The organism is Streptomyces sp. NPDC048560, assembly GCF_040650955.1.
Classification (GTDB): domain Bacteria; phylum Actinomycetota; class Actinomycetes; order Streptomycetales; family Streptomycetaceae; genus Streptomyces.
In genome coordinates this window covers 1,416,828-1,439,644 of record NZ_JBEZIJ010000001.1, presented here as the reverse complement: position 1 = coordinate 1,439,644, position 22,817 = coordinate 1,416,828, and the positions used below count along the sequence as shown (strand labels likewise).

At 71.0% G+C, this 22,817-nt stretch carries 27 protein-coding genes; 19 read left to right on the top strand and 8 right to left on the bottom strand.

Annotated features, from left to right (window positions below):
* The first annotated feature begins 3 nt into the window (after nt 1-3).
* Nucleotides 4-897 carry a phosphatidylinositol-specific phospholipase C gene (locus AB0C82_RS06625; protein WP_362836874.1) on the top strand — a complete coding sequence of 298 codons (894 nt, stop codon included), beginning with the start codon at nt 4-6 and terminating at the stop codon, nt 895-897.
* Nucleotides 898-904: 7 nt separating this feature from the next.
* Here AB0C82_RS06625 and AB0C82_RS06620 read toward each other — a convergent pair whose 3' ends face one another.
* The 6 genes from AB0C82_RS06620 to AB0C82_RS06595 all read right to left on the bottom strand — a co-directional run bounded on the left by AB0C82_RS06620 (nt 905) and on the right by AB0C82_RS06595 (nt 6,410).
* Nucleotides 905-2,317, bottom strand: a complete 1,413-nt coding sequence (locus AB0C82_RS06620; protein ID WP_362836872.1) for a HAMP domain-containing sensor histidine kinase — start codon at nt 2,315-2,317, stop codon at nt 905-907.
* Entirely contained in the window at nt 2,314-3,045 is a 732-nt protein-coding gene (locus tag AB0C82_RS06615; RefSeq protein WP_362836870.1) for a response regulator transcription factor, read from the bottom strand. Before AB0C82_RS06615 ends, AB0C82_RS06620 begins: the two co-directional genes overlap by 4 nt.
* 42 nt (nt 3,046-3,087) lie before the next feature.
* The gene (locus tag AB0C82_RS06610) at nt 3,088-3,279 is read right to left on the bottom strand and encodes a hypothetical protein (RefSeq protein ID WP_362836868.1); all 192 of its coding nucleotides are present in this window, start codon (nt 3,277-3,279) and stop codon (nt 3,088-3,090) included.
* Nucleotides 3,280-3,316: 37 nt separating this feature from the next.
* Entirely contained in the window at nt 3,317-4,426 is a 1,110-nt protein-coding gene (locus AB0C82_RS06605) for a trypsin-like peptidase domain-containing protein (RefSeq protein WP_362836866.1), read from the bottom strand.
* Nucleotides 4,427-4,535: 109 nt separating this feature from the next.
* Complete coding sequence (locus AB0C82_RS06600) at nt 4,536-5,579, bottom strand: LacI family DNA-binding transcriptional regulator (RefSeq protein WP_362836864.1); 1,044 nt, start codon at nt 5,577-5,579, stop codon at nt 4,536-4,538.
* Between the two features lie 24 nt (nt 5,580-5,603).
* Complete coding sequence (locus AB0C82_RS06595) at nt 5,604-6,410, bottom strand: response regulator transcription factor (RefSeq protein WP_362836862.1); 807 nt, start codon at nt 6,408-6,410, stop codon at nt 5,604-5,606.
* A gap of 262 nt (nt 6,411-6,672) precedes the next feature.
* Between AB0C82_RS06595 and AB0C82_RS06590 the strand changes: the two genes are divergently transcribed.
* The 8 genes from AB0C82_RS06590 to AB0C82_RS06555 all read left to right on the top strand — a co-directional run bounded on the left by AB0C82_RS06590 (nt 6,673) and on the right by AB0C82_RS06555 (nt 12,273).
* Nucleotides 6,673-7,599, top strand: a complete 927-nt coding sequence (locus AB0C82_RS06590; RefSeq protein WP_362836860.1) for an alpha/beta fold hydrolase — start codon at nt 6,673-6,675, stop codon at nt 7,597-7,599.
* 40 nt (nt 7,600-7,639) lie between these two features.
* Entirely contained in the window at nt 7,640-7,894 is a 255-nt protein-coding gene (locus AB0C82_RS06585) for a MoaD/ThiS family protein (RefSeq protein ID WP_328904981.1), read from the top strand.
* Between the two features lie 10 nt (nt 7,895-7,904).
* The gene (locus tag AB0C82_RS06580) at nt 7,905-9,263 is read left to right on the top strand and encodes a hypothetical protein (RefSeq protein WP_362836858.1); all 1,359 of its coding nucleotides are present in this window, start codon (nt 7,905-7,907) and stop codon (nt 9,261-9,263) included.
* Nucleotides 9,264-9,456: 193 nt separating this feature from the next.
* Nucleotides 9,457-10,146 (top strand): DUF2993 domain-containing protein, encoded by a 690-nt coding sequence (locus AB0C82_RS06575; protein ID WP_362836856.1) that lies wholly within the window; start codon nt 9,457-9,459, stop codon nt 10,144-10,146.
* A 333-nt stretch (nt 10,147-10,479) separates the two neighbouring features.
* Nucleotides 10,480-10,560: a putative leader peptide gene (locus AB0C82_RS06570; protein WP_350310325.1), complete on the top strand. Its 81-nt coding sequence runs from the start codon at nt 10,480-10,482 to the stop codon at nt 10,558-10,560.
* A gap of 142 nt (nt 10,561-10,702) precedes the next feature.
* Nucleotides 10,703-11,548 carry a sulfurtransferase gene (locus AB0C82_RS06565; protein WP_362836854.1) on the top strand — a complete coding sequence of 282 codons (846 nt, stop codon included), beginning with the start codon at nt 10,703-10,705 and terminating at the stop codon, nt 11,546-11,548.
* A 50-nt stretch (nt 11,549-11,598) separates the two neighbouring features.
* Nucleotides 11,599-11,886 (top strand): DUF1416 domain-containing protein, encoded by a 288-nt coding sequence (locus tag AB0C82_RS06560; protein WP_003968135.1) that lies wholly within the window; start codon nt 11,599-11,601, stop codon nt 11,884-11,886.
* A 126-nt stretch (nt 11,887-12,012) separates the two neighbouring features.
* Nucleotides 12,013-12,273, top strand: a complete 261-nt coding sequence (locus AB0C82_RS06555; protein ID WP_362836852.1) for a DUF3099 domain-containing protein — start codon at nt 12,013-12,015, stop codon at nt 12,271-12,273.
* Nucleotides 12,274-12,295: 22 nt separating this feature from the next.
* On the opposite strand, the gene AB0C82_RS06550 is transcribed toward AB0C82_RS06555, so the two are convergent.
* On the bottom strand, nt 12,296-12,658 hold the full coding sequence (locus tag AB0C82_RS06550; RefSeq protein ID WP_362836850.1) for a DsrE family protein: 363 nt from the start codon (nt 12,656-12,658) through the stop codon (nt 12,296-12,298).
* Nucleotides 12,659-12,765: 107 nt separating this feature from the next.
* Here AB0C82_RS06550 and AB0C82_RS06545 point away from each other — a divergent pair, with 107 nt between their 5' ends.
* From AB0C82_RS06545 to AB0C82_RS06520, 6 genes are all read left to right on the top strand, one after another.
* Entirely contained in the window at nt 12,766-13,620 is an 855-nt protein-coding gene (locus AB0C82_RS06545) for a hypothetical protein (protein WP_362836848.1), read from the top strand.
* A gap of 56 nt (nt 13,621-13,676) precedes the next feature.
* On the top strand, nt 13,677-14,456 hold the full coding sequence (locus AB0C82_RS06540; protein WP_362837093.1) for a hypothetical protein: 780 nt from the start codon (nt 13,677-13,679) through the stop codon (nt 14,454-14,456).
* Nucleotides 14,453-15,373, top strand: a complete 921-nt coding sequence (locus tag AB0C82_RS06535; RefSeq protein WP_362836846.1) for a hypothetical protein — start codon at nt 14,453-14,455, stop codon at nt 15,371-15,373. The genes AB0C82_RS06540 and AB0C82_RS06535 overlap by 4 nt, the downstream gene beginning before the upstream one ends.
* Before the next feature lie 248 nt (nt 15,374-15,621).
* Complete coding sequence (locus tag AB0C82_RS06530; RefSeq protein ID WP_362836844.1) at nt 15,622-16,194, top strand: FABP family protein; 573 nt, start codon at nt 15,622-15,624, stop codon at nt 16,192-16,194.
* 76 nt (nt 16,195-16,270) lie between these two features.
* Nucleotides 16,271-16,720 carry a Fur family transcriptional regulator gene (locus AB0C82_RS06525; protein WP_362836842.1) on the top strand — a complete coding sequence of 150 codons (450 nt, stop codon included), beginning with the start codon at nt 16,271-16,273 and terminating at the stop codon, nt 16,718-16,720.
* Nucleotides 16,721-16,771: 51 nt separating this feature from the next.
* The gene (locus AB0C82_RS06520) at nt 16,772-17,737 is read left to right on the top strand and encodes a folate-binding protein (RefSeq protein WP_362836840.1); all 966 of its coding nucleotides are present in this window, start codon (nt 16,772-16,774) and stop codon (nt 17,735-17,737) included.
* 31 nt (nt 17,738-17,768) lie between these two features.
* Here AB0C82_RS06520 and dtd read toward each other — a convergent pair whose 3' ends face one another.
* Nucleotides 17,769-18,218, bottom strand: coding sequence for a D-aminoacyl-tRNA deacylase (dtd, locus tag AB0C82_RS06515; RefSeq protein WP_362836838.1), 450 nt, complete (start codon nt 18,216-18,218; stop codon nt 17,769-17,771).
* 115 nt (nt 18,219-18,333) lie between these two features.
* Between dtd and AB0C82_RS06510 the strand changes: the two genes are divergently transcribed.
* The 4 genes from AB0C82_RS06510 (at nt 18,334) to AB0C82_RS06495 (ending at nt 22,714) form a co-directional block, all read left to right on the top strand.
* Entirely contained in the window at nt 18,334-19,107 is a 774-nt protein-coding gene (locus AB0C82_RS06510; protein WP_362836836.1) for an ABC transporter substrate-binding protein, read from the top strand.
* Between the two features lie 47 nt (nt 19,108-19,154).
* Nucleotides 19,155-20,129: an asparaginase gene (locus AB0C82_RS06505; RefSeq protein ID WP_362836834.1), complete on the top strand. Its 975-nt coding sequence runs from the start codon at nt 19,155-19,157 to the stop codon at nt 20,127-20,129.
* Nucleotides 20,130-20,200: 71 nt separating this feature from the next.
* Nucleotides 20,201-21,451 (top strand): GNAT family N-acetyltransferase, encoded by a 1,251-nt coding sequence (locus tag AB0C82_RS06500; RefSeq protein ID WP_362836832.1) that lies wholly within the window; start codon nt 20,201-20,203, stop codon nt 21,449-21,451.
* Nucleotides 21,452-21,862: 411 nt separating this feature from the next.
* Entirely contained in the window at nt 21,863-22,714 is an 852-nt protein-coding gene (locus tag AB0C82_RS06495; RefSeq protein WP_362836830.1) for a winged helix-turn-helix domain-containing protein, read from the top strand.
* Nucleotides 22,715-22,817: the final 103 nt, after the last annotated feature.

Genomic DNA, 22,817 nt, shown 5'->3' with positions numbered 1-22,817 from the left:
CGTATGAGCCCCTACACCGCCAGCCGCCGGACCTTCCTCACCGGCGCCCTGGCCACCACCGCCGGAGTCCTCATCGGCACAACACCCGGCGTCGCGGCCGCCGGCCGGGTCCTCGGCACGCGGGACTGGATGGGCGGCATCGCCGACGCCACCCCGCTGCAACGCCTCACGATCCCGGGAACGCACAACTCGGGGGCCCGGTACGGCGGCCCCTGGACGGCGTGCCAGAACACCACGGTCGCCGAGCAGCTCAACAGCGGCATCCGCTTCCTGGACATACGCTGCCGGATCAGCGGCGACGCGTACGCCATCCACCACGGAGCGTCGTACCAGAACCTGAACTTCGACGATGTCCTCGGCGCCTGCCGGGACTTCCTGGCCCAGCGGCCATCGGAGACCGTGCTGATGCGGGTCAAGCAGGAGTACTCGCAGGAGAGCGACGCCGCGTTCCGGCGGATCTTCGACCTCTACCTCGACGGCAAGGGCTGGCGCCCGCTCCTGCGGCTCGACTCCGCGCTCCCGGACCTCGGCGGAGCCCGGGGCAAGGTCGTGGTGCTCGCCGACAACGGCGGTCTGCCGGGGGTCCGGTACGCGGACCCGGGCGTCTTCGACATCCAGGACGACTACATGGCCGAGCCGTTCGGCAAGTACCCGAAGATCGTGGCGCAGTTCCGCAAGGCCGCGCAGCAGCCCGGCAAGCTGTTCATGAACTACGTGAGCACCGCGGCCCTGATGCCGCCGCGCTGGAACTCCGACCGGCTCAACCCGCAGGTCCACTCGTTCCTCGACGGGGCGGAGGCGGCGGGCTGGACCGGGCTCGGCATCGTCCCGCTGGACTACCCGGCGACCCGCTCCGGCCTGGTCGAGTCGCTGATCCGGCACAACCCGGCGGCCTGAGGAGCGCTCAGAGCTCCGGCGGCGGCTGCGGTGCGCCCGGGAGGCGGATCGTGGCCGCCGTGCCGCCGCCCTCCGCCGGGCTCAGGGCGATCACGCCACCGGCCTGCTGGACCGTGCGCGCCACGATGGAGAGACCGAGTCCGGAGCCCGGGAGCTGGCGGGCCGACGGGGAGCGCCAGAAGCGTTCGAAGACGTGCGGCAGTTCGTCGGCGGGGATACCCGGGCCGTGGTCCCGTACGGTCAGCTCGCCCCGGTCCAGGGTGACGTCGACGGTTCCGCCCGGCGGGCTGAACTTCACGGCGTTGTCCAGGACGTTGACGACGGCACGCTCCAGCGCGGCCGGCTCCGCCCGTACGTACCAGGGGGCGAGCTCCTCCGTGATCCTCAGCTCGGGGCCGCGCAGCCGGGCCCGCTGCAGGGCGGTACGGGTGATGTCGTGCAGCGCGACGACCTGGAGGGGGCCGGGCTGGGCCGCGTCGGGGCGGGCCAGCTCCTGGAGATCACCGATGAGGGAGGCCAGCTCGGTCATCTGCGCCTTGACCGAGGTCATCAGCGCCTTGCGGTCGTCGGGCGGAATGGCCCGGCCGGTCTCGTCGCTGCGGGCGAGCAGCTCGATGTTCGTCCGCAGCGAGGTGAGCGGGGTGCGCAGCTCGTGGCCCGCGTCCGCGATCAGCTGGGACTGTCGGTCGCGGGAGGTGGCCAGCGAAGCGGTCATCGAGTTGAAGGACCGGGACAGGCGCGCGATCTCGTCCTCGCCCTCGACAGGGATCCGGACGGTGAGGTCCTCGGTCCTGGCGACGTGCTCGACGGCCTCGGTGAGCTCGTCGACGGGACGCAGACCTGAGCGGGCGATCCACAGGCCCGCGGCGCCGGCGCCGACGACGCCGATGCCGGAGACGATGAGGAGGACCCAGGCGAGGGTGGACAGGGGGTCGTCGATCTCGTTCATCGGACGGGCGATGGACACGGCGATCCGGCCGGGTCGGTCACCGGCCTGCAGCTGGTAGGTGTACACGCGCATCTGCGTGTCGTCCGCCGCGGTCGACGTGTGCAGGGCGTAGCGCCGGTCTCCCTCGGCCACCGCGATGTCGGCATCGCTGACCGGAAGCTTCGACGTCTCGTCGGGGGCGATGCACACGGTGCCCTGGGAGTCCACGAGCTGCACGGTGTACGCCCCGGCGAACGGCCGCGGCGGAATCGGGGTGGTGCCCTTGCAGTACGCGTAGAGGTTGGTCAGGTAGATCGCGTCGACCTGCGAGTTGCGCAGCGAGTCGTCCAGCTGGCGTTCCAGCTGCGCCTTCGTCACGAACCAGCAGGCCCCCGCCACCGCCGCCACCGCCACCGCCACCGCCGTGGCGACCAGCAGGGCCAGGCGGGAGCGGAGCGGCAGGGCGCGGAAGCGGCGCAAGGGGCCTGTCACCCCTCCCCACCCCCCGACCGCAGCGCGTACCCCACGCCCCGGACCGTGTGGACCAGGCGGGGTTCGCCGGCCGCCTCGGTCTTGCGGCGCAGGTACATGACGTACACGTCCAGGGAGTTGGAGCTCGGCTCGAAGTCGAAGCCCCAGACCGCCTTCAGGATCTGCTCACGCGTCAGCACCTGGCGGGGGTGTGCCAGGAACATCTCCAGGAGCGTGAACTCCGTACGGGTCAGCTCGACGCGGCGGGTGCCGCGCGTGACCTCGCGGGTGTTCAGGTCCATCCGCAGGTCGGCGAAGGACAGCACGTCGTTGTCCGGGACGTCCGCGCCCACCGCCGTCGCGTACGAGCTGCGGCGCAGCAGGGCGCGGATGCGGGCGAACAGTTCGTCCAGCTCGAAGGGCTTGACCAGGTAGTCGTCCGCACCCGCGTCCAGGCCGGTGACCCTGTCCCCGACGGTGTCGCGGGCGGTGAGCATCAGGATGGGTGTGGTGGCGCCGGTGGACCGGATGCGGCGGGCGGCGGTGAGGCCGTCCATGCGCGGCATCTGGATGTCCAGGATGATCAGGTCGGGGGTGTACGACTCCGCCTTGGCGAGGGCGTCGTACCCGTCGACGGCCACCTCGGTGCCGTATCCCTCGAACGCGAGACTGCGCTGCAGGGCCTCGCGCACGGCGGGCTCGTCGTCGACGATCAGGATGCGCTGCGGATCGTCTTCGGCGGGGCTCATCGCTGGTCGTCCTCTTCTCGGTCCGGACTCATCAGGGTGCTGTCAGCCTCGCACGGCAAGGGCGCGGCGGCGTGCGGCGCGGCGCTCGCGGCCGGTGGGGTCCGACGCGGCGCTGATCTCGTGGGGACGCACTGGTGGCGTCCGGGCGGCCATGGCGGTGGCGAGCGCGAGGGGCAGGGCCAGGCCGGCCGGGCCGGTCCCCGACCCGTCGGAACCGTCGGAGCTGTCGTTCATGGCGGCCTCCTCGGCCTGTTGGCGCGTGGAACCGCGGTCAGGAGCCGTTGCCCGCCCGCAGGCTGTCGAGGTCGGCCTTGACCGTGTCGACGGGGATGGCGAAGCCGAGGCCCACGCTGCCCGCCGCGGAGCTGGACGAACTGGGGGAGTACATCGCGGAGTTGATGCCGATGATCTCGCCGTTCATGTTGATCAGCGCACCGCCGGAGTTGCCGGGGTTGAGCGAGGCGTCGGTCTGGAGCGCCTTGTACGTGGTCTTCGACGAGCCCGTGTCGCCGTTGAACTGCTGCCCGCCGAACTCGAACGGCCAGTCGCCGCCGCCCTGTTGCCGCTGCCCCTGGCCCTGGTCCGAGCCCTCGGAGTCCTTCGCGACGGTGACGTCGCGGTCGAGGGCCGAGACGATGCCGCTGGTGACGGTGCCGGTCAGGCCTTCGGGGGAGCCGATGGCCACGACCTGGTCGCCGACCTTCACCTGGGAGGAGTCGCCGAGCGAGGCGGTCTTCAGCCCGCTCGCACCCTGGAGCTTGATGAGCGCGAGGTCCTTGTCGGGGTCGGTGCCGACGACGTCGGCGGTGTACTTCTTGCCGGTGCTGAGGGTGACCTCGATCTCGGAGGCGCCGGAGATGACGTGGTTGTTGGTGATGATCTCGCCGTCGGACGTGATGACGACCCCGGAGCCGGTGGACTGGCCGGCCGTCGACGTCGCGCCGATCTCGACGATCGCGGGCGACACGGCCGCCGCCACACCGGAGACCGTCCCGGCGCTGCTCTGCGAGACGGTCGTGCCCTGGACGGCGCCGCCGGAGGCCGGGGTGGCCGTGCCGCCGTCGGTGAACTGCCCGATGAGCGTCGCGGTGCCCCCGCCGACCACCGAGGCGGCGATCGCCACGGCCGCGAGCAGTGCGACCGGACGCTTGGCACGGCGTGAGGGCCTCGCCGGTTCGGGAGCGGGCGGCGGCGGGTAGCCGCCGGGGCCACCGGCGTCGGCGCCGCCGCTGCCGGGCCACACCGTGGTGCCGGGACCCGTGGCGAACGGCTGCGCGGGCTCGTACGGGGGCGGCGGCGGGTAGGCCGCGCCGCCGTTCCCGTACGGGGCATACGTCGGGTCCATCGCGTACTCGCCGCTCGGGCGGTGGCTCTCAGTCATGTACACGAGCGTGTCCGCCGAAGATGAGAGCAGGCTGAGCGTGTCCTGAGAAGCCCGGCAGAACCCTGTATGCCCCATATAAAGCCGGGACGGCGGGGTCCTTCGAGGCTTACGGGGACTGGACCGGAGGCTCCCCGCAGCCGCACGACTGCCGGACCACCAGCGCGGAGGGGAACTGCTTCAGCCGCTCGCGGCGCGAGCCCGCCACCCGCAGTGAGTCGTCGAGGACCAGGTCCACGGCGGCCCGTGCCATCGCCGGACGGTCGGAGGAGATCGTCGTCAGCGGCGGATCGGTGAGAGCGGCTTCCTTCACGTCGTCGAAGCCCGCCACCGCCAGCTCGCCCGGCACATCGATACGCAGCTCGCGCGCCGCCCGCAGCACACCGATGGCCTGGTCGTCCGTGGAGCAGAAGATCGCCGGGGGTCTGTCGGGTCCCGCCAGCAGCCGCAGGGCCGCCTGGTAGGCGTCGTAACGGTTGTACGGGGCCTGGAAGAGCCGGCCCTCCGTGGACCGCCCGGATTCGTGCATCGCCCGGCGCCAGCCCTCGACGTGGTCCGCGACCGGGTCGCCGACCGAGGGGGTCTGCTCCGTGCCGCCGAGGCACGCCACGTACTCGTATCCGTGTTCCAGCAGGTGACGGGTGGCGAGCTGGGCGCCGCCCACGTCGTCCGTGACGACCGCGACGTCGTCGATCGCCTCGGGCCGCTCGTGCAGCAGCACCACGCGGGCGTCCCACGCCTCGATCTCGGCCGCGGCCCGCTCGCTGGGGCCCTGGCTGACCAGGATCAGTCCGGAGACCCGCATACCGAGGAACGCGCGCAGGTAGTGGACCTCGCGTTCGTCGCGGTAGTCGGAGTTGCCGACGAGGACCATCTTCCCTCGTTCGGACGCTGCTTGTTCGACCGCGTGCGCCATCTCCGCGAAGAACGGCTGGCGGGCGTCCGGCACGATCATGCCTATGAGGTCGGTCCGCCGCGAGGCCATCGCCTGGGCGACCCGGTCGGGCCGGTAGCCCAGCTCCTTGATCGCGGCGAGTACCCGCTCGCGCGTGGCCGGGGCAACCGGCCGGGGTCCGTTGTTGATGACGTAACTGACGACCGCGGTCGACGTCCCCGCCAGTCTCGCCACATCGTCCCGCGTCACCTTGGCCACGCGCGGCAGTCTACGCGGATGGACCTACCTCGCGGCAGGTCGGACCGGGGCTTCTTCCGTGACCTCGGACTCCTCCGGCTGCTCCGAACGGGTTACGGGTTCCGGAGTGCTCCTCACCGACGCCTGGGCCTTGGCCTCCTCGGCCGCCGCGCGCTCCACCTTCTCCGGAGCGACGAAGCGGTAGCCGACGTTTCGGACCGTGCCGATCAGCGACTCGTGCTCGGGACCGAGCTTGGCGCGCAGCCGCCGGACATGGACGTCGACCGTCCGCGTGCCGCCGAAGTAGTCGTAACCCCAGACCTCCTGGAGCAACTGGGCGCGGGTGAAAACCCGGCCCGGGTGCTGGGCGAGATACTTGAGCAGTTCGAATTCCTTGAAGGTCAGGTCGAGGACCCGGCCCTTCAGTTTCGCGCTGTACGTCGCCTCGTCCACCGAAAGATCACCATTGCGGATCTCCATCGGGGAATCGTCGGAGACGATCTGCTGACGCCCGGTGGCCAGCCGCAGCCTGGCCTCGACCTCGGCAGGGCCGGCGGTGTCCAGCAGCACGTCGTCGATGCCCCAGTCGGCGGTGACGGCCGCGAGGCCGCCCTCCGTGACGACCAGTATCAGCGGACAGCCGGGTCCGGTGGACCGCAGCAGCTGACAGAGCGAGCGCACCTGCGGAAGGTCGCGGCGGCCGTCGATCAGGATGATGTCGGCACCCGGGGTGTCGACGAGAGCGGGTCCTTCGGCGGGGGCGACCCGCACGCTGTGCAGCAGTAGACCGAGGGCGGGAAGCACCTCCGTCGACGGTTGGAGCGCATTGGTCAGAAGCAGCAGTGAACTCATCGCCGCCCACCTGCCTGGGTCGTCGGTCGATCGTGCACGGTTCGCTCGCCCATTACGTCAGTCCTCCTCGTTCCCTGCGAGAGGGGCACTCCCGGGTCGGACCCGGGGGAGTAGTGCGGCACTGCTTCGTACGAATTACTGGTACGGCCCCGCGCCCTGAGGCCGCTGAGCTTGTTGAAACGTCTCCGTAACAACGCGTGGAAAGCACAAAAGGACCCGGGGGCTGCATTGCCCGAGTCCTCTTCGAAGCAGAATAACCCACATGCGTTCTGTCTCCGAGGGTCCGTTTCCGAGTTCTTCTGTTCGCTTGATCACGCGGGCTCCGTTGCGGAGCGTGTTGCGCACGGATGACGGGACACGGATCGAGGCGGTGTACGAGCCGTGTACGGCGGGTGCCGGGGCCTCGCCCGAAGGGGTGGGGGCAGGGACCGCGATCGTCATCGCGCACGGGTTCACCGGTTCGGCCGACCGGCCCGCGGTGCGCCGTGCCGCCCGGGTGTTCGCGCAGCGTGCGGCCGTGATCACGTTCTCGTTCCGGGGGCACGGGAGGTCCGGCGGGGTGTCGACGGTGGGGGACCGCGAGGTGCTGGATCTGGCCGCCGCGGTGGCGTGGGCCCGGTCACTGGGGCATGAGCGGGTCGTTACGGTCGGGTTCTCCATGGGCGGTTCCGTGGCCCTGAGACACGCCGCTTTGTATACGCAGCCGTCAGATGCCGCCGACGCGGCCGGCCTGCCGGAGACGTCGGGCACGTCTCTCGGAGGCATTGCAGCGCGCGAGGGGCGCACGGAAGCGCGCACTGCGGAGCACACGGACGCTGTGGTCTCCGTGAGCGCCCCCGCACGCTGGTACTACCGGGGTACGGCACCGATGCGCCGCCTGCACTGGGTCGTCACCCGCCCGGCGGGCCGGATCGTCGGCCGCTACGGGTTCAGGACCCGGATCGACCGCAGGGAGTGGGACCCGGTGCCGCTCCCGCCGGTCGCCGCCGTCCCGCTGATCGCGCCGGTCCCGCTGCTGATCGTGCACGGTGACCAGGACCCCTACTTCCCGCTCGACCACCCCCGGATGCTGGCGGAGGCCGCCGCGGGCGGTGCGGAACTGTGGCTGGAGCGCGGCATGGGGCACGCGGAGAACGCGGCCGACGAGAGCTTGCTCACCCGCATCGCCGACTGGACGGCGTCGCGGTGACCGATGATGGACAACTGACGGACGAGGAGAGGGTGGAGCCATGGCAGCGGGAACGATCCGCTACTGGGCCGCGGCCAAGGCAGCCGCGGGGACCGCGGAGGAACCGTACGCAGCGGCGACGCTCGCCGAGGCGCTCGAAGCGGTGCGCGAACGGCACCCGGGCGAGCTGACGCGCGTACTGCAGAGGTGTTCGTTCCTCATCGACGGTGACCCCGTCGGGACCCGTGGCCATGAGACCGTACGGCTTGCCGAGGGCGGCACGGTCGAGGTGCTCCCGCCGTTCGCAGGAGGGTGAACCGCAGACCATGAGCAGCAGCGATCAGCAGTATCCGTACGGCGGGCAGTACGACGCGTACGGGGACCCGGGCGCACGACCGCCCGCCGACCCGTACGCGGGCCGGTCGCACGACGGTCAGCAGTACGACGGTCAGCAGTACGACGGCCAGCAGTACGACGGCCAGTCGCACGAAGGCCGGCAGTACGGCGGGCAGCACCACGCGGACCCGTACGCCGGTCAGTACGCCGACCAGGCCCACGCGCAGCCGGCACAGCCCCAGCAGCCCTACGGCGACCCGTCCCGGTACGACGCGCAGCCCGCCTGGCCGACGCACCAGGCGCAGCAGGTGCCCGGCTCGCCCGAGGGACACGGTGGTTCCGACCAGGGTGCGACGCAGACCTGGCAGGGGCAGACCTGGGACACCCAGTACCAGCCGACCGTGCAGCCGCAGGCACAGCAGCAGCCGTACCAGCAGCAGTCGCAGGGGCATCAGTCGCAGTCGGGTTCGTATCCCCTGCCGCCCGAAGCTCCCGCCGCCGCACCCGCCGCCCCGGCCGCCGTGCCGGACAGCGCCTCCGGCATGCCGGATGCCGCCGCGTACAGCGCGCCCTCCACCGTGGGCAACGCCAGGATCACCGACGCCCAGCGCGCCCGCGCGGAGGGCCGTTCGCCGGTCATCGCGCCGGGGATGCAGCCGGCCGCGATCACCGCGGTCCTCGGTCTGCTGCTCGCGGTGGGGGCGGCGATCGGCTCGTACGCCCTGCTCGTACCGCTCGTCCTGCTCCAGGCGGTGACGGCCGCCGGATGGTTCAGGCTCAACGGCATGTGGCCCGCCCGGCAGGGCATCGCGCTCGCCTTCATGGGCGGTCTCGCCGCCGATGTCGCGCTGCTCGTGGCGGGCCGCGAGAACGCGGCGGCGGCGCTCCTCGGCGCCCTCGGTGTCTGGGTGCTGCTCACCCTGGTCCTCCAGCTGCGCAGCCACGCGGGTGCCGACGAGCGGATGTACGGGCTGATGGCCACCGTCGTGTCCGCGGCGCTCGCCGTCCTCGCGGCCGGGCACCTGGCGGCGACTCCGGACGCGGTGACCGTGGGCGGGGTCGCCGTGGCCGCAGCCGTGCTCGCCAGGGCACTTCCGCTGCCGGGCGCCGCCTCGGTCGTCGTGGCGCTGCTCGCGGCCGCCGGTGCGGGGGTCGCGGCGGGCGGGTTCACCGACTTCGGCTCCGAGGCGGCGTTCCTCGGGCTCGCGGCCGGCGTCTGCGCGCTGATCGGGCTGCGGGTGGCGAGTTACGACTACCCGTCGCGCTTCGTGCACATGACGGCCGGGGTGGCACTTCCTCTGACGGCCGCGGCGCCCGCCGTCTATCTGATCGGCCGCGCGATCGGCTGACGTGGTCCGGCCGTTGGCCGGCCCCTTCCCCCAAGTCCCCCTGCCGCGACGTGTTCTTCATCGCTTTCCGGCCCTTCGCCGCGGCCGGGGGAACCGGGTGGCGGCCCCGTTCGTCGATCACCACGGGCCTGCCGCGTCGCAGTAGGCTCACGCGCACCAGGGGTCCGAGCGCTCGGGTGGGGGAGGAACAGTCATGCGTGCACTGCGGATACTGCTGATCGTCGCGGTGGTCCTGGCCGGCGTCTTCGTCGCCGTGGACCGCGCCGCGGTGTCTTTCGCCGAGTCCGAGGCCGAGGGACGGGTGCGGCTCAGCGGTGCGGAGGCGGGCTCGACGGAGGTCTCGATCAAGGGCTTCCCGTTCCTCACCCAGGTGGCCGGATCGGAGCTCGGCCAGGTCGACGTCAAGCTGACGGGCATACGGACGAACGCCGCCGGACGCACCCTCCGGATCAGTGAGATCAGGGCGCAGCTCCACCAGGTGACCCTCGGCGAGGGTTACACCAGCGCGACGGCCGCCCGGGCCACGGGTACGGCCGTCGTCTCGTACGAGGACCTCACCGAGGCGGCCGACAAGGACGTCACGGTGGCCTACGGCGGCGACGGCAAGGTGAAGGTCACCGGCGCGATAAGCGTGCTCGGGCGGACCCTGTCGCGCAGCGTTCTCTCGACCGTCACCCTGGTCGACGGCGACACCGTCCGGGTCCACGCGGACGAGGTCCCGGGCGAGGGCATCCCCGGCCTTGAGGGGCTGGTCCGTCAGAAGACGGACTTCGAGCGCGGTATCGGCGGCCTTCCGAGCGGTATGGAGCTGGACAGGATCGAGGTCACCGAGAGCGGCCTGGAGATCTCGGTGAAGGGCGCGGACGTCGCGCTCGCCGGGTAGTCCCTGGGACCACCGCCGCTTCTTCGGCGCTGGTCCCTGAGACATCCCCTGTTCCTTCGGTACTGGCCCTTGAGACCCCCGCTTCTTCGGCTGCCCCGACCGCCTCTGCCGCCGGACTTACCGCCCGTACCTCCGTAGACCGACCGGAATCCCCCGCTCATCCACATGGTGAGACGGCGCTGTCCGGTCCTCGGGTGGCTCGGGTTCGCCCGCCTCCCCGCGGCGGCTCCCCGCCCGGCCGGGGCCCGATCGCGTCTCGCATCGCGGACGATCGTGTCTCACCATCCGACACGGCGGTGACATCTCCACCCGTACCTCCCTACGATCGGACCCATGAAGCGACAGGCGGACCTCACGAAGCGGCGGGCAGTAGACCTGTGCCGCGTCGCCGCCATGCTCTGTCGCACCTTCTGAGCGGGATCGCCTCCCGTTTCCCCCGGGCCCCTCGACGTTCTCAGGGCCCGCCCCGTGCCTCCGTACACGCACCGCCGTGCGTCCGCGTGTACACCCCGCACCTCGCACCACCCCGCCGCAGACTGCCCCGGAGGAGAAACACATGAGCCGCGCTGACGTTCTGGTAGACGCCGACTGGGTCGAGGCCCACCTCGACGACCCGAAGGTTGCCATCGTCGAGGTCGACGAGGACACCTCGGCGTACGAGAAGAACCACATCAAGAACGCGATCCGGATCGACTGGACCAAGGACCTCCAGGACCCGGTACGCCGTGACTTCATCGACCAGGCCGGCTTCGAGAAGCTCCTGTCCGAGAAGGGCATCGGCAACGACACCCTCGTGGTCCTCTACGGCGGCAACAACAACTGGTTCGCGTCCTACGCCTACTGGTACTTCAAGCTCTACGGCCACCAGGACGTCAAGCTGCTCGACGGCGGCCGCAAGAAGTGGGAGCTCGACTCCCGCGACCTCGTCGACGGCGACCAGATCCCGTCCCGCCCGGCCACCGAGTACAAGGCCAAGCCGCAGGACGAGTCGATCCGCGCCTACCGTGACGACGTCGTGAAGGCGATCGGCAACCAGAACCTGGTCGACGTGCGGTCGCCCGACGAGTTCAGCGGCAAGCTGCTCGCCCCGGCGCACCTCCCCCAGGAGCAGTCGCAGCGCCCCGGCCACGTGCCGAGCGCCCGCAACATCCCGTGGTCGAAGAACGCCAACGACGACGGCACCTTCAAGTCGGACGAGCAGCTCAAGGCCCTCTACGAGGCCGAGCAGGTCGACCTGGCGAAGGACACCATCGCGTACTGCCGCATCGGTGAGCGCTCCGCGCTCACCTGGTTCGTGCTGCACGAGCTCCTCGGCCAGGAGAACGTCAAGAACTACGACGGCTCGTGGACCGAGTACGGCTCCCTCGTGGGTGTGCCGATCGAGCTCGGCGCCAACAAGTAGGCCTGCGGACCACCGACCAGCACGACACCCGACCAGAAGGACAGAACACCATGTGTGGAGCACAGGCCGGCGGCCCCGACGCCTCGACGATCAAGCCCGGTGAGACCACCATCCAGGGCAGCGTGACCCGTGACGGCGAGCCCGTAACCGGCTACGTCCGCCTGCTGGACTCGACCGGCGAGTTCACCGCCGAGGTCCCGACCTCGGCGACCGGACAGTTCCGTTTCTACGCGGCCGAGGGCACCTGGACGCTCCGCGCCCTCGTCCCGGGCGGCAGCGCGGACCGCACGGTCGTCGCGCAGACCGGAGGCCTCTCCGAGGTCGCCATCGCTGTGTGATTCCCCAGGGCCTGTCCTCCGGACGGGCCCTGGCGCATGACCGGCCGGAGGGCCGCACCCCAGGGGGTTGGACGCCACCTGAGCAGGGGTGCGGCCCTTCGCGCCGTCCGGTCCTACCCTGGAGGTATGTACGCACGGCGCCGCCGGGCCTATTTCCTGCTGATGGGCGGATGCATCGTCCTCTTCGTCTCCGCCTGGGCGGTCGTGCGCCTCTGGTCGGTCCCGGTGGCCGTCGGCATGTGCGTCGTGGCGATGGTCATCCCGCCGGTAGCGGCGTTGGTGGCCAACCGGCGCGGCCCGGACGACCGTTGGTGGGACGACCCGTCGGGCGACCCGCGGTCCGACGAGTGGTGGGACGAGCTCGACGGCAAGAAACGGCGGCCGTAGCGGGCGGATCAGTGGACGGGGATCAGTAGACGAGCGCCTGGACGCCGTCCGCCATGATCTCCTGCACGAACACCTGGGCGCCCGCGATGCGTACGCCTTCCAGGACGTCCTTCTCCGTGATGTCCCGCCGCGCCGCGCACTGCGTGCACAGGGTGATCCGGCCACCCGTGCGGACCGCCTCGACCAGGTCGGGCAGCGGGGCGGAATGCGGCAGCTCGAACTCGGCGGCACGGCCGGGCAGGGCGAACCAGGCGGACTCGCCGGTCAGCCAGAGCGAGACCTCCACACCGCTGGCGACGGCCACGGCCGCCACGGTGAAGGCCTGAGAGCAGCGCTCGGGAGAATCGGCCCCGGCGGTCACCTTGATCACGAGCTTCTTCGGCATATGCCGAACTGTAATAGGCGGCCGTGCAACCTACCCGGGTACCCGAGGGTCAGTTGGATGCGCAGGTAACGGAATCTGCGCCTCAGGTCTCGTGGGGGGACCCCCTTTTGGAACTGAACGACACCATTTCTGATGTGCAGGCCGAGCCGGCGGCTCTGCCCGCGCCGCCCGAAGTTCCACCCGAGCCGCTCGCGCCGCCGGTCATTCCGGCAACCGCTCCGAGCACCGCCCGGCGCCCGCGCCCGCGGGGCCGCACGACACTGCTGATCGCCGCCGCCGCGCTGCTCGGTATCGCGGGCGGTACGGCCGCCGGATACGGCATCCAGGCCGAGCGCGCACCGACGCCGCTGACCGCGCTCTCCCAGCCGGACCTCGCGTACCCGGCGAAGCCGCTGCCCGCGGACAAGACCCCGGACCCGCTGCCCGTTTCGCAGGACCGTCAGGTCAGGACGGACGGCGATCTGCGCAAGCTGCTGATCGCCAAGCCTGCCGGCCTGCGCGAGGTCGAGGACACGTGGTTCAGCGACGGGTGGGCGAGCCTTGAGGACTACGCCCATGATTTCAAGGACGAGGCGTACATGTACGAGGAGCTCGCCTCCTCCGACCTCCGCCGGGTCGCGGGCGCTACCTGGGAGCGCGGCGACCGTGAGGTCAACGTCTGGCTCATCCAGTTCCGCAGCGGTACGGAACGGGGCGCCGTCGATCACGCCGAAGGCCAGATGTCGTACATGGGCAACAGCAAGAACGGCGCCGGCAATGCGGGAAACGCGCTCAAGGGGAGTGGCAACGGCCGCTACTACCTCTACAAGGTCCGTAACGAACCGGGCTATCTGCCGCTCTACCGGGCCCGCGCTGTCGCGCAGCGAGGCGACGTGATGGTGGAGATCAACATCTTCGACAGCAAGCCGATCGCCAAGAAGGACATCCGCACCCTGGCCGAGCGACAGCTGGAGCGCCTGTGAACGACGACACCACACCCGCCCCGGCCGTGACACCCGATCCGGCTGTCACTCCCGCCCTGGTTGACACTCCCGCCCCGGCCGACACTCCCGTGCGGACCGGCAGGGTGCGCCGGGTGGTCCTCGGGACCCTGCCCTTCGTCCTGGTGCTCGGTGCGGTCGGCGGCGCGGCCGCGTACACGAAGTCCACCGTGGACGGGGCCGACCGGACCGTCACCACCGCCGTCTGGCAGAGGCCGGACCGTGAGCCGGCCAAGGACCCGGCGGGCGACCCGCCCCGGGGCCGCGCCGGCACCGAGATGAGCAAGTTGCTGCTGCCGGTCCCCTCCGGTTTCCGTCTCGGCCCCGACATGGACGCCGACGGCAACGACAGCGAGACGAGCGGCAGGAAGGCCGCGGCGGCGATGAAGGAGTCCGGCCGCGGGCTGGCCGGCAAGCAGCGCCGCGAGCTGGAGAAGCGGATCGACCGGTACGACATCCAGGGCCTCGCGCAGCGTTCGTACGTCGCCGACACCGACGACCTCGTCGTGGAGACGCAGATCGTGAAGATGAAGGACCGCAAGGCCGTCCGCGACATGTACACCTTCAGGAACGCGCTGATGGACGCCGTCGGCGTCTTCCGCGACGGCCCGAAGATCAAGGGTCACAAGCACGCCACGTGCTTCCGGATGCCCAAGGACACCAAGTCCGACCTCGACGGCATGAACTGCGTCGCCTACGACGGCGGGGTGCTCCTGATCGTCTCGGCGACGGGCAGCGAGCCGTTCGACACCGGCGCCGTAGCGGACCTGCTCAAGGACCAGCTGGACCACATCGCGTCCCCGGGGGAGTACATATGACCGAGCCGACCGAGCAGCCCGCCCCGGCCGAAGCATCCGCGCCGTCCGAAGCGCCGGTACTGCCCGCACCGCCCGCACCGCCCGCACCGCCCGCACCGCCCGCGCCGACCGAGCAGCCCGCCCCGGCTCTCCAGGCCGAACCGCCCGCCGCTCCCCGCCCGCCGCGCCGCGTGCTGCGTGCCGTCGCGCGCTGGACCGCCGCCGTGCTGGTGTGCGGCGGCCTCGGTACCGGCACGGCGTACGGCATCGCGTCCATGGAGCGCACCGATGTCCCCGGTCTCGCCACCGAGGGCGACGGCCGCTGGGACTACCCCGAGCTCTCCCTGCCCGCCCTGCCGTCCGGAGCGCCGAGGCCCCTCTCTCACGGCAACGTCGCCGGGGTGCACCACGCCGACCTGCGGGAACTGCTGCTGCCCGTGCCGGCCGGAGCCACCCAGGACAAGAAGCTGACCGGCGGCTGGGTGACTACCGCGCAGTACGTCTCCGAGTACGAGGCCGACCAGCGTGCCGAGATCACCCAGACGCTCCGCGACTCCGCGCTGCGGCACATCGCGGCCCGCGGCTGGACGATGCCGGACGGCACCGAGTCCCGGATCTATCTGCTGCGGTTCAACTCGACCGCGTTCGCGGAGGCCTTCCGCGACGACCTCTACGTGGGTGCGACCGTGGGCCAGCCGCTCGCCTCGGCGCCCGAAGCGAACTTCGACGAGAGCTGGAGGAGCTCGGGCCGGGTGCACGACACCGTGTCGTACGTGTTCAGCGAGAAGAAGCCGTTCGGCGCAGAGCACGTCCGGCAGGCGTACACCGTCGCCGGGGACACCGTCGCCCTGATCGTGCACTCCAGGGACGGCAAAGCGGTCACCGAGCGGATTCCGTTCCACCAGTCGGTGATCCTGCAGACGCAGCTGCTGGGCTGAGGACTCGGCCGAGGACCTGGACGAGAACGCCGGGCCCCAACCCATTAGGCTGGGGCCCGGCCCCTTACTGCGGCCACATCGTTCGTTCCGAGGAGCTCCCGTGCTTGAGGCATTCTTCTCCGCCCTGCTGATCCTGGTGTGCGTCGGCGTGCTCGCCTTCGCCGGTCTGACCGTGAAGAAGCTCTACCAGGGCCAGCGCTGACCCTCGCCGAACTCCGCCTCTCCCTCACAGATGGTCTGAGCCGTACATGATCGAGATTCCGTCCGACCTCCATCCGGACCTGGTCCCGCTGGTCTTCCTCCTCGGTAACTGGACGGGCGCGGGCGTGTCCGACTTCCCCGGCGCCGAGAAGTGCAACTTCGGCCAGGAAGTCTCCTTCACCCACGACGGCCGGGACTTCCTGGAGTACGTCTCGCACTCCTGGGTCCTCGACGACCAGGGCAACAAGGTCCGCCCGCTGGAGAGCGAGTCCGGTTACTGGCGTGTCGACAAGGACCGCAAGGTCGAGGTCGTCATGGTCCGTGACCAGGGAATCGTCGAGATCTGGTACGGCGAGCTCGCCGACAAGAAGCCGCAGATCGACCTGGTCACCGACGCGGTGGCCCGTACGGCGGCCTCCGGCCCGTACAGCGGCGGCAAGAGGCTCTACGGCTACGTGAACAGCGACCTGATGTGGGTCGGCGAGAAGGCCACCCCCGACGTCGAGCTGCGCCCCTACATGTCGGCGCACCTGAAGAAGGTCGTCACGCCGGAGGAGGTCGCCGCGATGGCGAAGAGCCTCGGTGACCTGCCGGACGACGGCATCGCCTTCTTCAAGTAGGCGCTCCGGGGTCTCCGGGGTCTCCGGGAAAGCACGGAACCTGGGTCCGGTGCTCACCGCCGCCTACACTGGGGCTGTGGTGAGCACCGACTGGAAGACCGATCTTCGGCAGCGTGGCTACCGGCTGACGCCTCAGCGTCAGCTCGTCCTCGAGGCCGTCGACGCGCTGGAGCACGCCACGCCCGACGACATCCTCTCCGAGGTGCGCAGAACCGCGTCCGGTGTGAACATCTCCACCGTCTACCGGACCCTGGAGCTCCTGGAGGAGCTCGGTCTGGTCAGTCACGCGCATCTGGGCCACGGCGCTCCCACGTACCACCTGGCGGACCGCCACCACCACATCCACCTGGTGTGCCGGGACTGCACGAACGTCATCGAGGCGGACGTCGGCGTGGTCGAGGACTTCACCGCCAAGCTGCGGCGCGACTTCGGCTTCGAGACGGACATGAAGCACTTCGCGATCTTCGGCCGCTGTGCGGACTGCGTGGCGAAGGCCGCGGAACAGCCCGAGCCCTCCGGGGACTGAGCGGGCCGAGGCCCCGGGCGGGCGTTTGCCCCCGGGCCGTAGGCTGGGCGCATGAAGAGCCCCTTGCTGTCCCTGCCCGGCGCCGTCCCCGCCGAAGGCCGCGACGAAGGTGTCGCCGGGCACTACGGTGACCTGTTCCGCGAGCAGCGCGCCCTCGCCGACGGCACCGGTTTCGTGGACCTGTCCCACCGCGGAGTGGTCACGGTCACCGGCGACGACCGGCTGACCTGGCTGCACCTCCTGCTCACCCAGCACGTCAGCGATCTCGCGCCCGGTCAGGCCACCGAGGCGCTGATCCTCTCGGCGAACGGGCACATCGAGCACGCCCTCTACCTCGTCGACGACGGCGACACCGTGTGGATGCACGTCGAACCGGACACGCAGGGCGAGCTCATCGCCTATCTGGAGTCGATGAAGTTCTTCTACCGGGTCGACGTCACCGACCGCACCGACAGCTTCGCCGTGGTGCACCTGCCGGCCGGTTCCATCGCGGAGGTCCCCGAGGGCGTGGCCGTACGCGAGACGCCGCACGGCAGGGACCTGTTCCTGCCGCGCGACGACCTGGAGACGTACGCCGCGGCGCACGGTCCGGCGGTCGGCATCCTCGCGTACGAGGCGCTGCGCATCGAGACCCACAGGCCGCGCGTCGGCTTCGAGACCGACCACCGCACCATCCCGCACGAGCTGGGCTGGATCGGCACCGCCGTGCACCTCCAGAAGGGCTGCTACCGCGGCCAGGAGACGGTCGCGCGCGTCCACAACCTGGGGAAGCCGCCGCGCCGTCTGGTCTTCCTGCACCTGGACGGCAGCGAGGTCCTGCTGCCCGGTCACGGCACGCCGGTACGGCTGAAGGCGGACGGGCCCGAGGGCCGTCAGCTCGGCTTCATCACCACGTCCGCCCGCCACCACGAGCTGGGTCCCATCGCCCTGGCCCTGGTGAAGCGGAATGTGGCCGTGGACGCCGAACTGATGGCCGGGGACACGGCGGCGGCGCAGGAGACGGTCGTCGAACCGTAGTTCTCCTACGCGCCGGCGTCCATGACCGCTGCTACACCTCGATCAGTACGGTGAACGGGCCGTGGTTCGTGAGCGAGACGCGCATGTCCGCTCCGAACCGGCCCGTCTCCACCTGCGCACCGAGCGCCCGCAGCTGCCTCACCACCTCGTCGACCAGAGGCTCCGCGATCTCCCCGGGGGCCGCGGCGTTCCAGGTGGGCCTGCGGCCCTTCCTCGCGTCCCCGTACAGGGTGAACTGCGAAATGACCAAAAGCGGTGCATTCACATCGGAGCAGGACTTCTCGCCGTCCAGAATGCGTACACTCCACAGCTTCCGGGCGAGTTGTGCCGCCTTCTCCGGAGTGTCCCCGTGGGTCACCCCCACCAGCACACACAGGCCCTCGCCGACGATCTCGCCGACCACCGCGGTCCCCGAAGGGCCGTCCGTGGCCCCGGCCACGGTGACGGACGCGCCGTCCACTCTCTGCACCACTGCACGCATACAGACCAACCTATCTTGGGCTGAACGGGTACAGAGCACCTGCGTGGGAAGCATGTGGGGTGGCACCATGCACGTGCCGGTGTTGCCGACGCACCGGCCGAGGGGACGGAACAGCATGAGTACATATGGAGCCGGGCAGTCACCCGGTGCCGTACCGACGACCCGTACCGGCATCATGCGGCCACCCGTACAGCGGACCGGTGTCCCGCAGGGTCCGGGGCAGCCAGGGCAGCTGGGACAGCTGGGACAGCAGGGCGCGGTCCATGGGACGGGTCCGGTGGCCGCGACCCTGGCCATGTCGGTGCCCGAGCAGTCCGCCGCACACGAGCCGCCCGCCGTCCCCGAGCAGTCCGCCCTCCCCGAGCAGCCCGTCGTGCCTGGCGCGGGGGAGGGGCTGTCCGCGGTGCGCGCCCAGCCCGAGTTCCGTGGCCTGCGCCTGCCCGAGCTGCGCACGCTCCGCAAGGACGCGCAGCGCGACGAGGCCGACCTCAGTTACGTACGCAGGCTCGTGCAGGGCCGCATCGACATCCTCAGGGCCGAGCTGGCCCGCCGCCGGGACCCGGAGTCCCCGGTGGTCGACCGGCTCTCGGAGATCCTCGCCGACACCCCGTCCCTGCACCGGTCCTCCGCCCGGCACGTCACCCTCACCACGCCCCGCAGCGACGAGTACCGGCAGCTGGCCGCGGAGACGCTCGCCGATGTGGAGCTGTCCGACCTGGACGCCCGGACGGACGATGAGCTGCACACCGCGATGGGGCGGCTCGTCCGCTACGAGCAGCAGGTCTCCCGGCGCCGTCACCGCCTCCAGCGCACCGCCGACGATTGCAGCGCGGAGATCGCGCGCAGGTACCGTGACGGGGAAGCACAAGTAGACGACCTGCTCGCCTGAGGCGATCCCTCCTGGGGCGGGTCTCCGCCCGTCCCCGGAAGGCCACCATGACCTCCAGCGCCACTCCCTCGCCCGCCATAGCCACCCGGCCCGTGCTGGCCGAGGTCGTACGGTCCGGTTTCGTCGAGGGCCTCCACCGGGGGTCACTGGTCGTGCTGGCCGCGGACGGCAGCGTCGAGTACGCGCTGGGGGACCCGGCGGCGCCGGTGTTCCCGCGCTCCTCGAACAAGCCGATGCAGGCCGCCGCGATCCTGCGGGCGGGACTGGACCTCGACGGCGAGCGGCTGGCGCTGGCCGCGGCGAGCCATTCGGGGGAGGGCTTCCACCTCGATCTCGTGCGCAAGATGCTCGCCGAGTACGGGCTGACGCCCGATGACCTCCAGACGCCGCCGGATCTGCCGCTCGACCCGGTCGAGGCCGAGTCGTACCTCGCCGCCGGGCAGGTCAGGGAGCGGCTCACGATGAACTGTTCCGGCAAGCACACGGCGATGCTCGCGGTCTGCGCACAGAACGGCTGGGACACGGCGAGCTATCTCGACCCCGCGCACCCGCTCCAGCAGCTGGTGCGCCAGGTGGTCGAGGAGGCGGCCGGCGAGCCGGTGGCCGCGGTCGGTACGGACGGCTGCGGTGCTCCTCTGATGGGGATCGGCCTCGTGGGGCTGGCGCGCGCGTTCCGTTCCTTCGTGCTGGCGGAGCCGGGCACGGCGGAGCGACGGGTCGCGGACGCGATGCGCGCCCACCCCGAGTACGTCGCGGGGACGCGGCGCCCCGACACCTGGCTGATGCGGGAGGTGCCGGGCACACTCTCGAAGATGGGAGCGGAGGCCGTGCAGGCGGTGGCCCTCGCGGACGGCAGGGCGCTGGCCTTCAAGATCGACGACGGTGCCACGCGAGCGCTGGGTCCGGTGCTGGCCCGCGCGCTGGACATGCTCGGCATCGAGGCGCCGGTGGTCTCCCGGATCGGCCGGGCGCCGCTGCTGGGCGGAAGCGACGAAGTGGGCGTGATCCGCGCGGCGTTCTGACAGGAGCCGGCGTGACGGCCGGGCCCCTAATGCACGCGACATCCCGCCGGATCTCTGGCTAGCGTGGGTGTATGAATCTTGATCTCCGCACCGTCTCCGAGTCCGAGTACCCCGAGTGGCTTCGGGCCGTGGGGACCGGCTTTCTGCGCGCTGCCGCGCCGGCGGAGGACGAGATCAAGGTACGGCTGGCCCATACCGATCTGAGCAGGGTGCGGGGCGTCTTCGAAGGCGAGCGGTGTGTGGCGACCTTCCGGTCGTTCGCCCAGGAGCTGACCGTCGTGGGCGGCGCCACCGTGCCGGCCGACGCGATCAGCGCGGTGACGGTGACGCCCACGCACCGCCGCCGCGGGCTGCTCGGCCGGATGATGGCCGCGGATCTGGCGGCGGCGAAGGAGCGTGGCGACGTGGTCGCCACGCTGATCGCGGCGGAGTACCCGATCTACGGGCGGTACGGCTTCGGCCCGGCGACGTGGACGACGGAGTGGGAGGTCGACGTCACCCGCGCCGGCCTGGACCTGCGCAGGCCCGTTCCTTCGGAGGCGGACGGCGGCCGGATCGACCTGGTGGACGGCGCGGAGGTACGCAAGCTGGGCCCCGCGCTCCATGACCGGCTGGCCGCCCGTACTCCCGGGGTGATCAGCCGCGACCAGCGCTGGTGGGAGTTCAACACGGGTGTCGGCGTGCCGGCGGCGGACGGCTGGAAGGACCCGTTCTACGCGGTCTACCGTGGGGCGGACGGCGAGGTCGACGGCCTGGCCGTGTACCGGGCCGACGACAACTGGGGCGACGCGAAGCAGCCGCTGAACAAGGCGACGGTGAAGACCCTGATCGCGGCGACCCCGGCGGCGGAGCGGGCGCTGTGGCGGTTCGTCTGCTCGATCGACTGGATCACCACGGTCCGCTCCGGATACCGGGCCCCCGACGACCTGCTGCCCCTGCTCCTGCCCGATCCCCGCGCCGCGCGGATCGTGACGCAGGTGGACTGGCTGTGGCTGAGGATCCTGGACGTCCCCCGCGCGCTGGAGGCCCGTACGTACGCGGCCGAGGCCACCCTGGTCCTGGACGTCCAGGACACGGCGGGCCTCACCGCGGGCCGCTTCCGCCTGGACGCCTCCCCGGCCGGCGCCTCCTGCGTGCCGACGACGGAGAGCGCCGATCTGACCCTGGACGTACGGGAGTTGGGGACGCTGTACCTGGGCGACGAATCGGTTCTCCGGTTGCGGGACCTCGGCCGGGTCGAGGAGAGCCGGGCGGGTGCGGCGGTTGCCGCGGACGCGGCGCTCCGCACGGGCCGCCGTGCGTGGTGCCCGGACATGTTCTGAGGACGCCGCGTGGGCGGAGCCGGCGAGCAGGGCGAGGACGAACAGGCAGACGAGCACGATCCGCGGGCTGCCGGCTTTCACGCCGACGGCCACTCCCGCGACACCCAGGCCGCCGATGGTGCCCAGCTTCCATTCCGCGAACTGTTCCAGGGCAAGGGTGAACAAGGGCATGGCGGTCCCTCCTCAGGAGGTGGGGAGCGGGAGAGGCTCCGGGGATTCAGCCGATGCGCCGACAGCACCCGTACGACGGTGGACGGGCGAGCGGGTGACGTACCCGGGCCGCCCTCGATGAGGAGCGACCAACTAACTGAGTTGTTCCCAGTTGGTGCCATCTCATAAACAACTCCACAACAACTCCCGCTCGATGGTGCGAAGTTGTAGCGTTCTGTTGTGACTCCTGAGCGCACAGCTATGAACCGTGACCGGAAGTCCTCACCCCTGGAGGTGGCGGACGTCCTGCGCACGCGTATCCGTACCGGTGAACTGAAGGCCGGGGACCATCTCCCGACACAGTCCGCTCTGGCGGCGGAGTTCGCTGTCGAGCGCGGGGTGATCCGGCAGGCCCTGCAGTACCTCCAGGGGGACGGCCTGCTCACCGCTGTGACCAGGGGCGCCCCGCCGAAGGTCGCTCAGCCCTCGGACAGTGAGGCCCCCTTGCAGACGGCGGCCGGGCTCGGGCCCCGGATCATGGCCGCGTTCGCCGAGGACGAGGTGCGGATAGACGCGCTGTGCCTGACCGCCGAGTCGCTCACGCTCGCGCTGGCGGACCCCCTCCAGCAGATCAGGGCGGGAGGGCCGGCCCCCAGCAGCGTGCGGGTGCGCATCATGCTCCCGGCCCGCACGCTCGACCTGGCCTTCCCCCGGCGCGCGGAGCCGGTGGCGAACGACCAGTCGGTCCATGACCGCTGGCTCGGACTGCGCAACTCCCAGCTGCAGGTGCTGAAGCACAACCTGGAGTCGCTGCGCAGTACGCGTGCCATCGACGTCGAGGTGTCCCTGAAGGCGCTACCCTTCACGCCGCCCGTGAAGCTCTACCTGCTGAACGGCTCCGAGGCGCTGTTCGCGTACTACACGGTGACCAAGCGGGAGGAGCTGATCGGGGGCACCCCCGTCGAGCTCTTCGACGCGCTGGGCAGCGACTCGACGCTCTTCCCCTTCGAGACGTCCGCGGGGGTGCGCGACCAGTTGTTCGTCACGCAGTCCGAGGCGTGGTTCGACGGTCTGTGGAACACGATCGCGACCGACCTGGACCTTCGGACGTGAGCATCTTCGGTACCAACAGCCCTTTCATGTAAGCCTATTGAGGGCAGTATGAAAGGCCGAAGGCGCAGTCTGTCAGCCTGCCGCCCCCGACGGACGGAGCGAC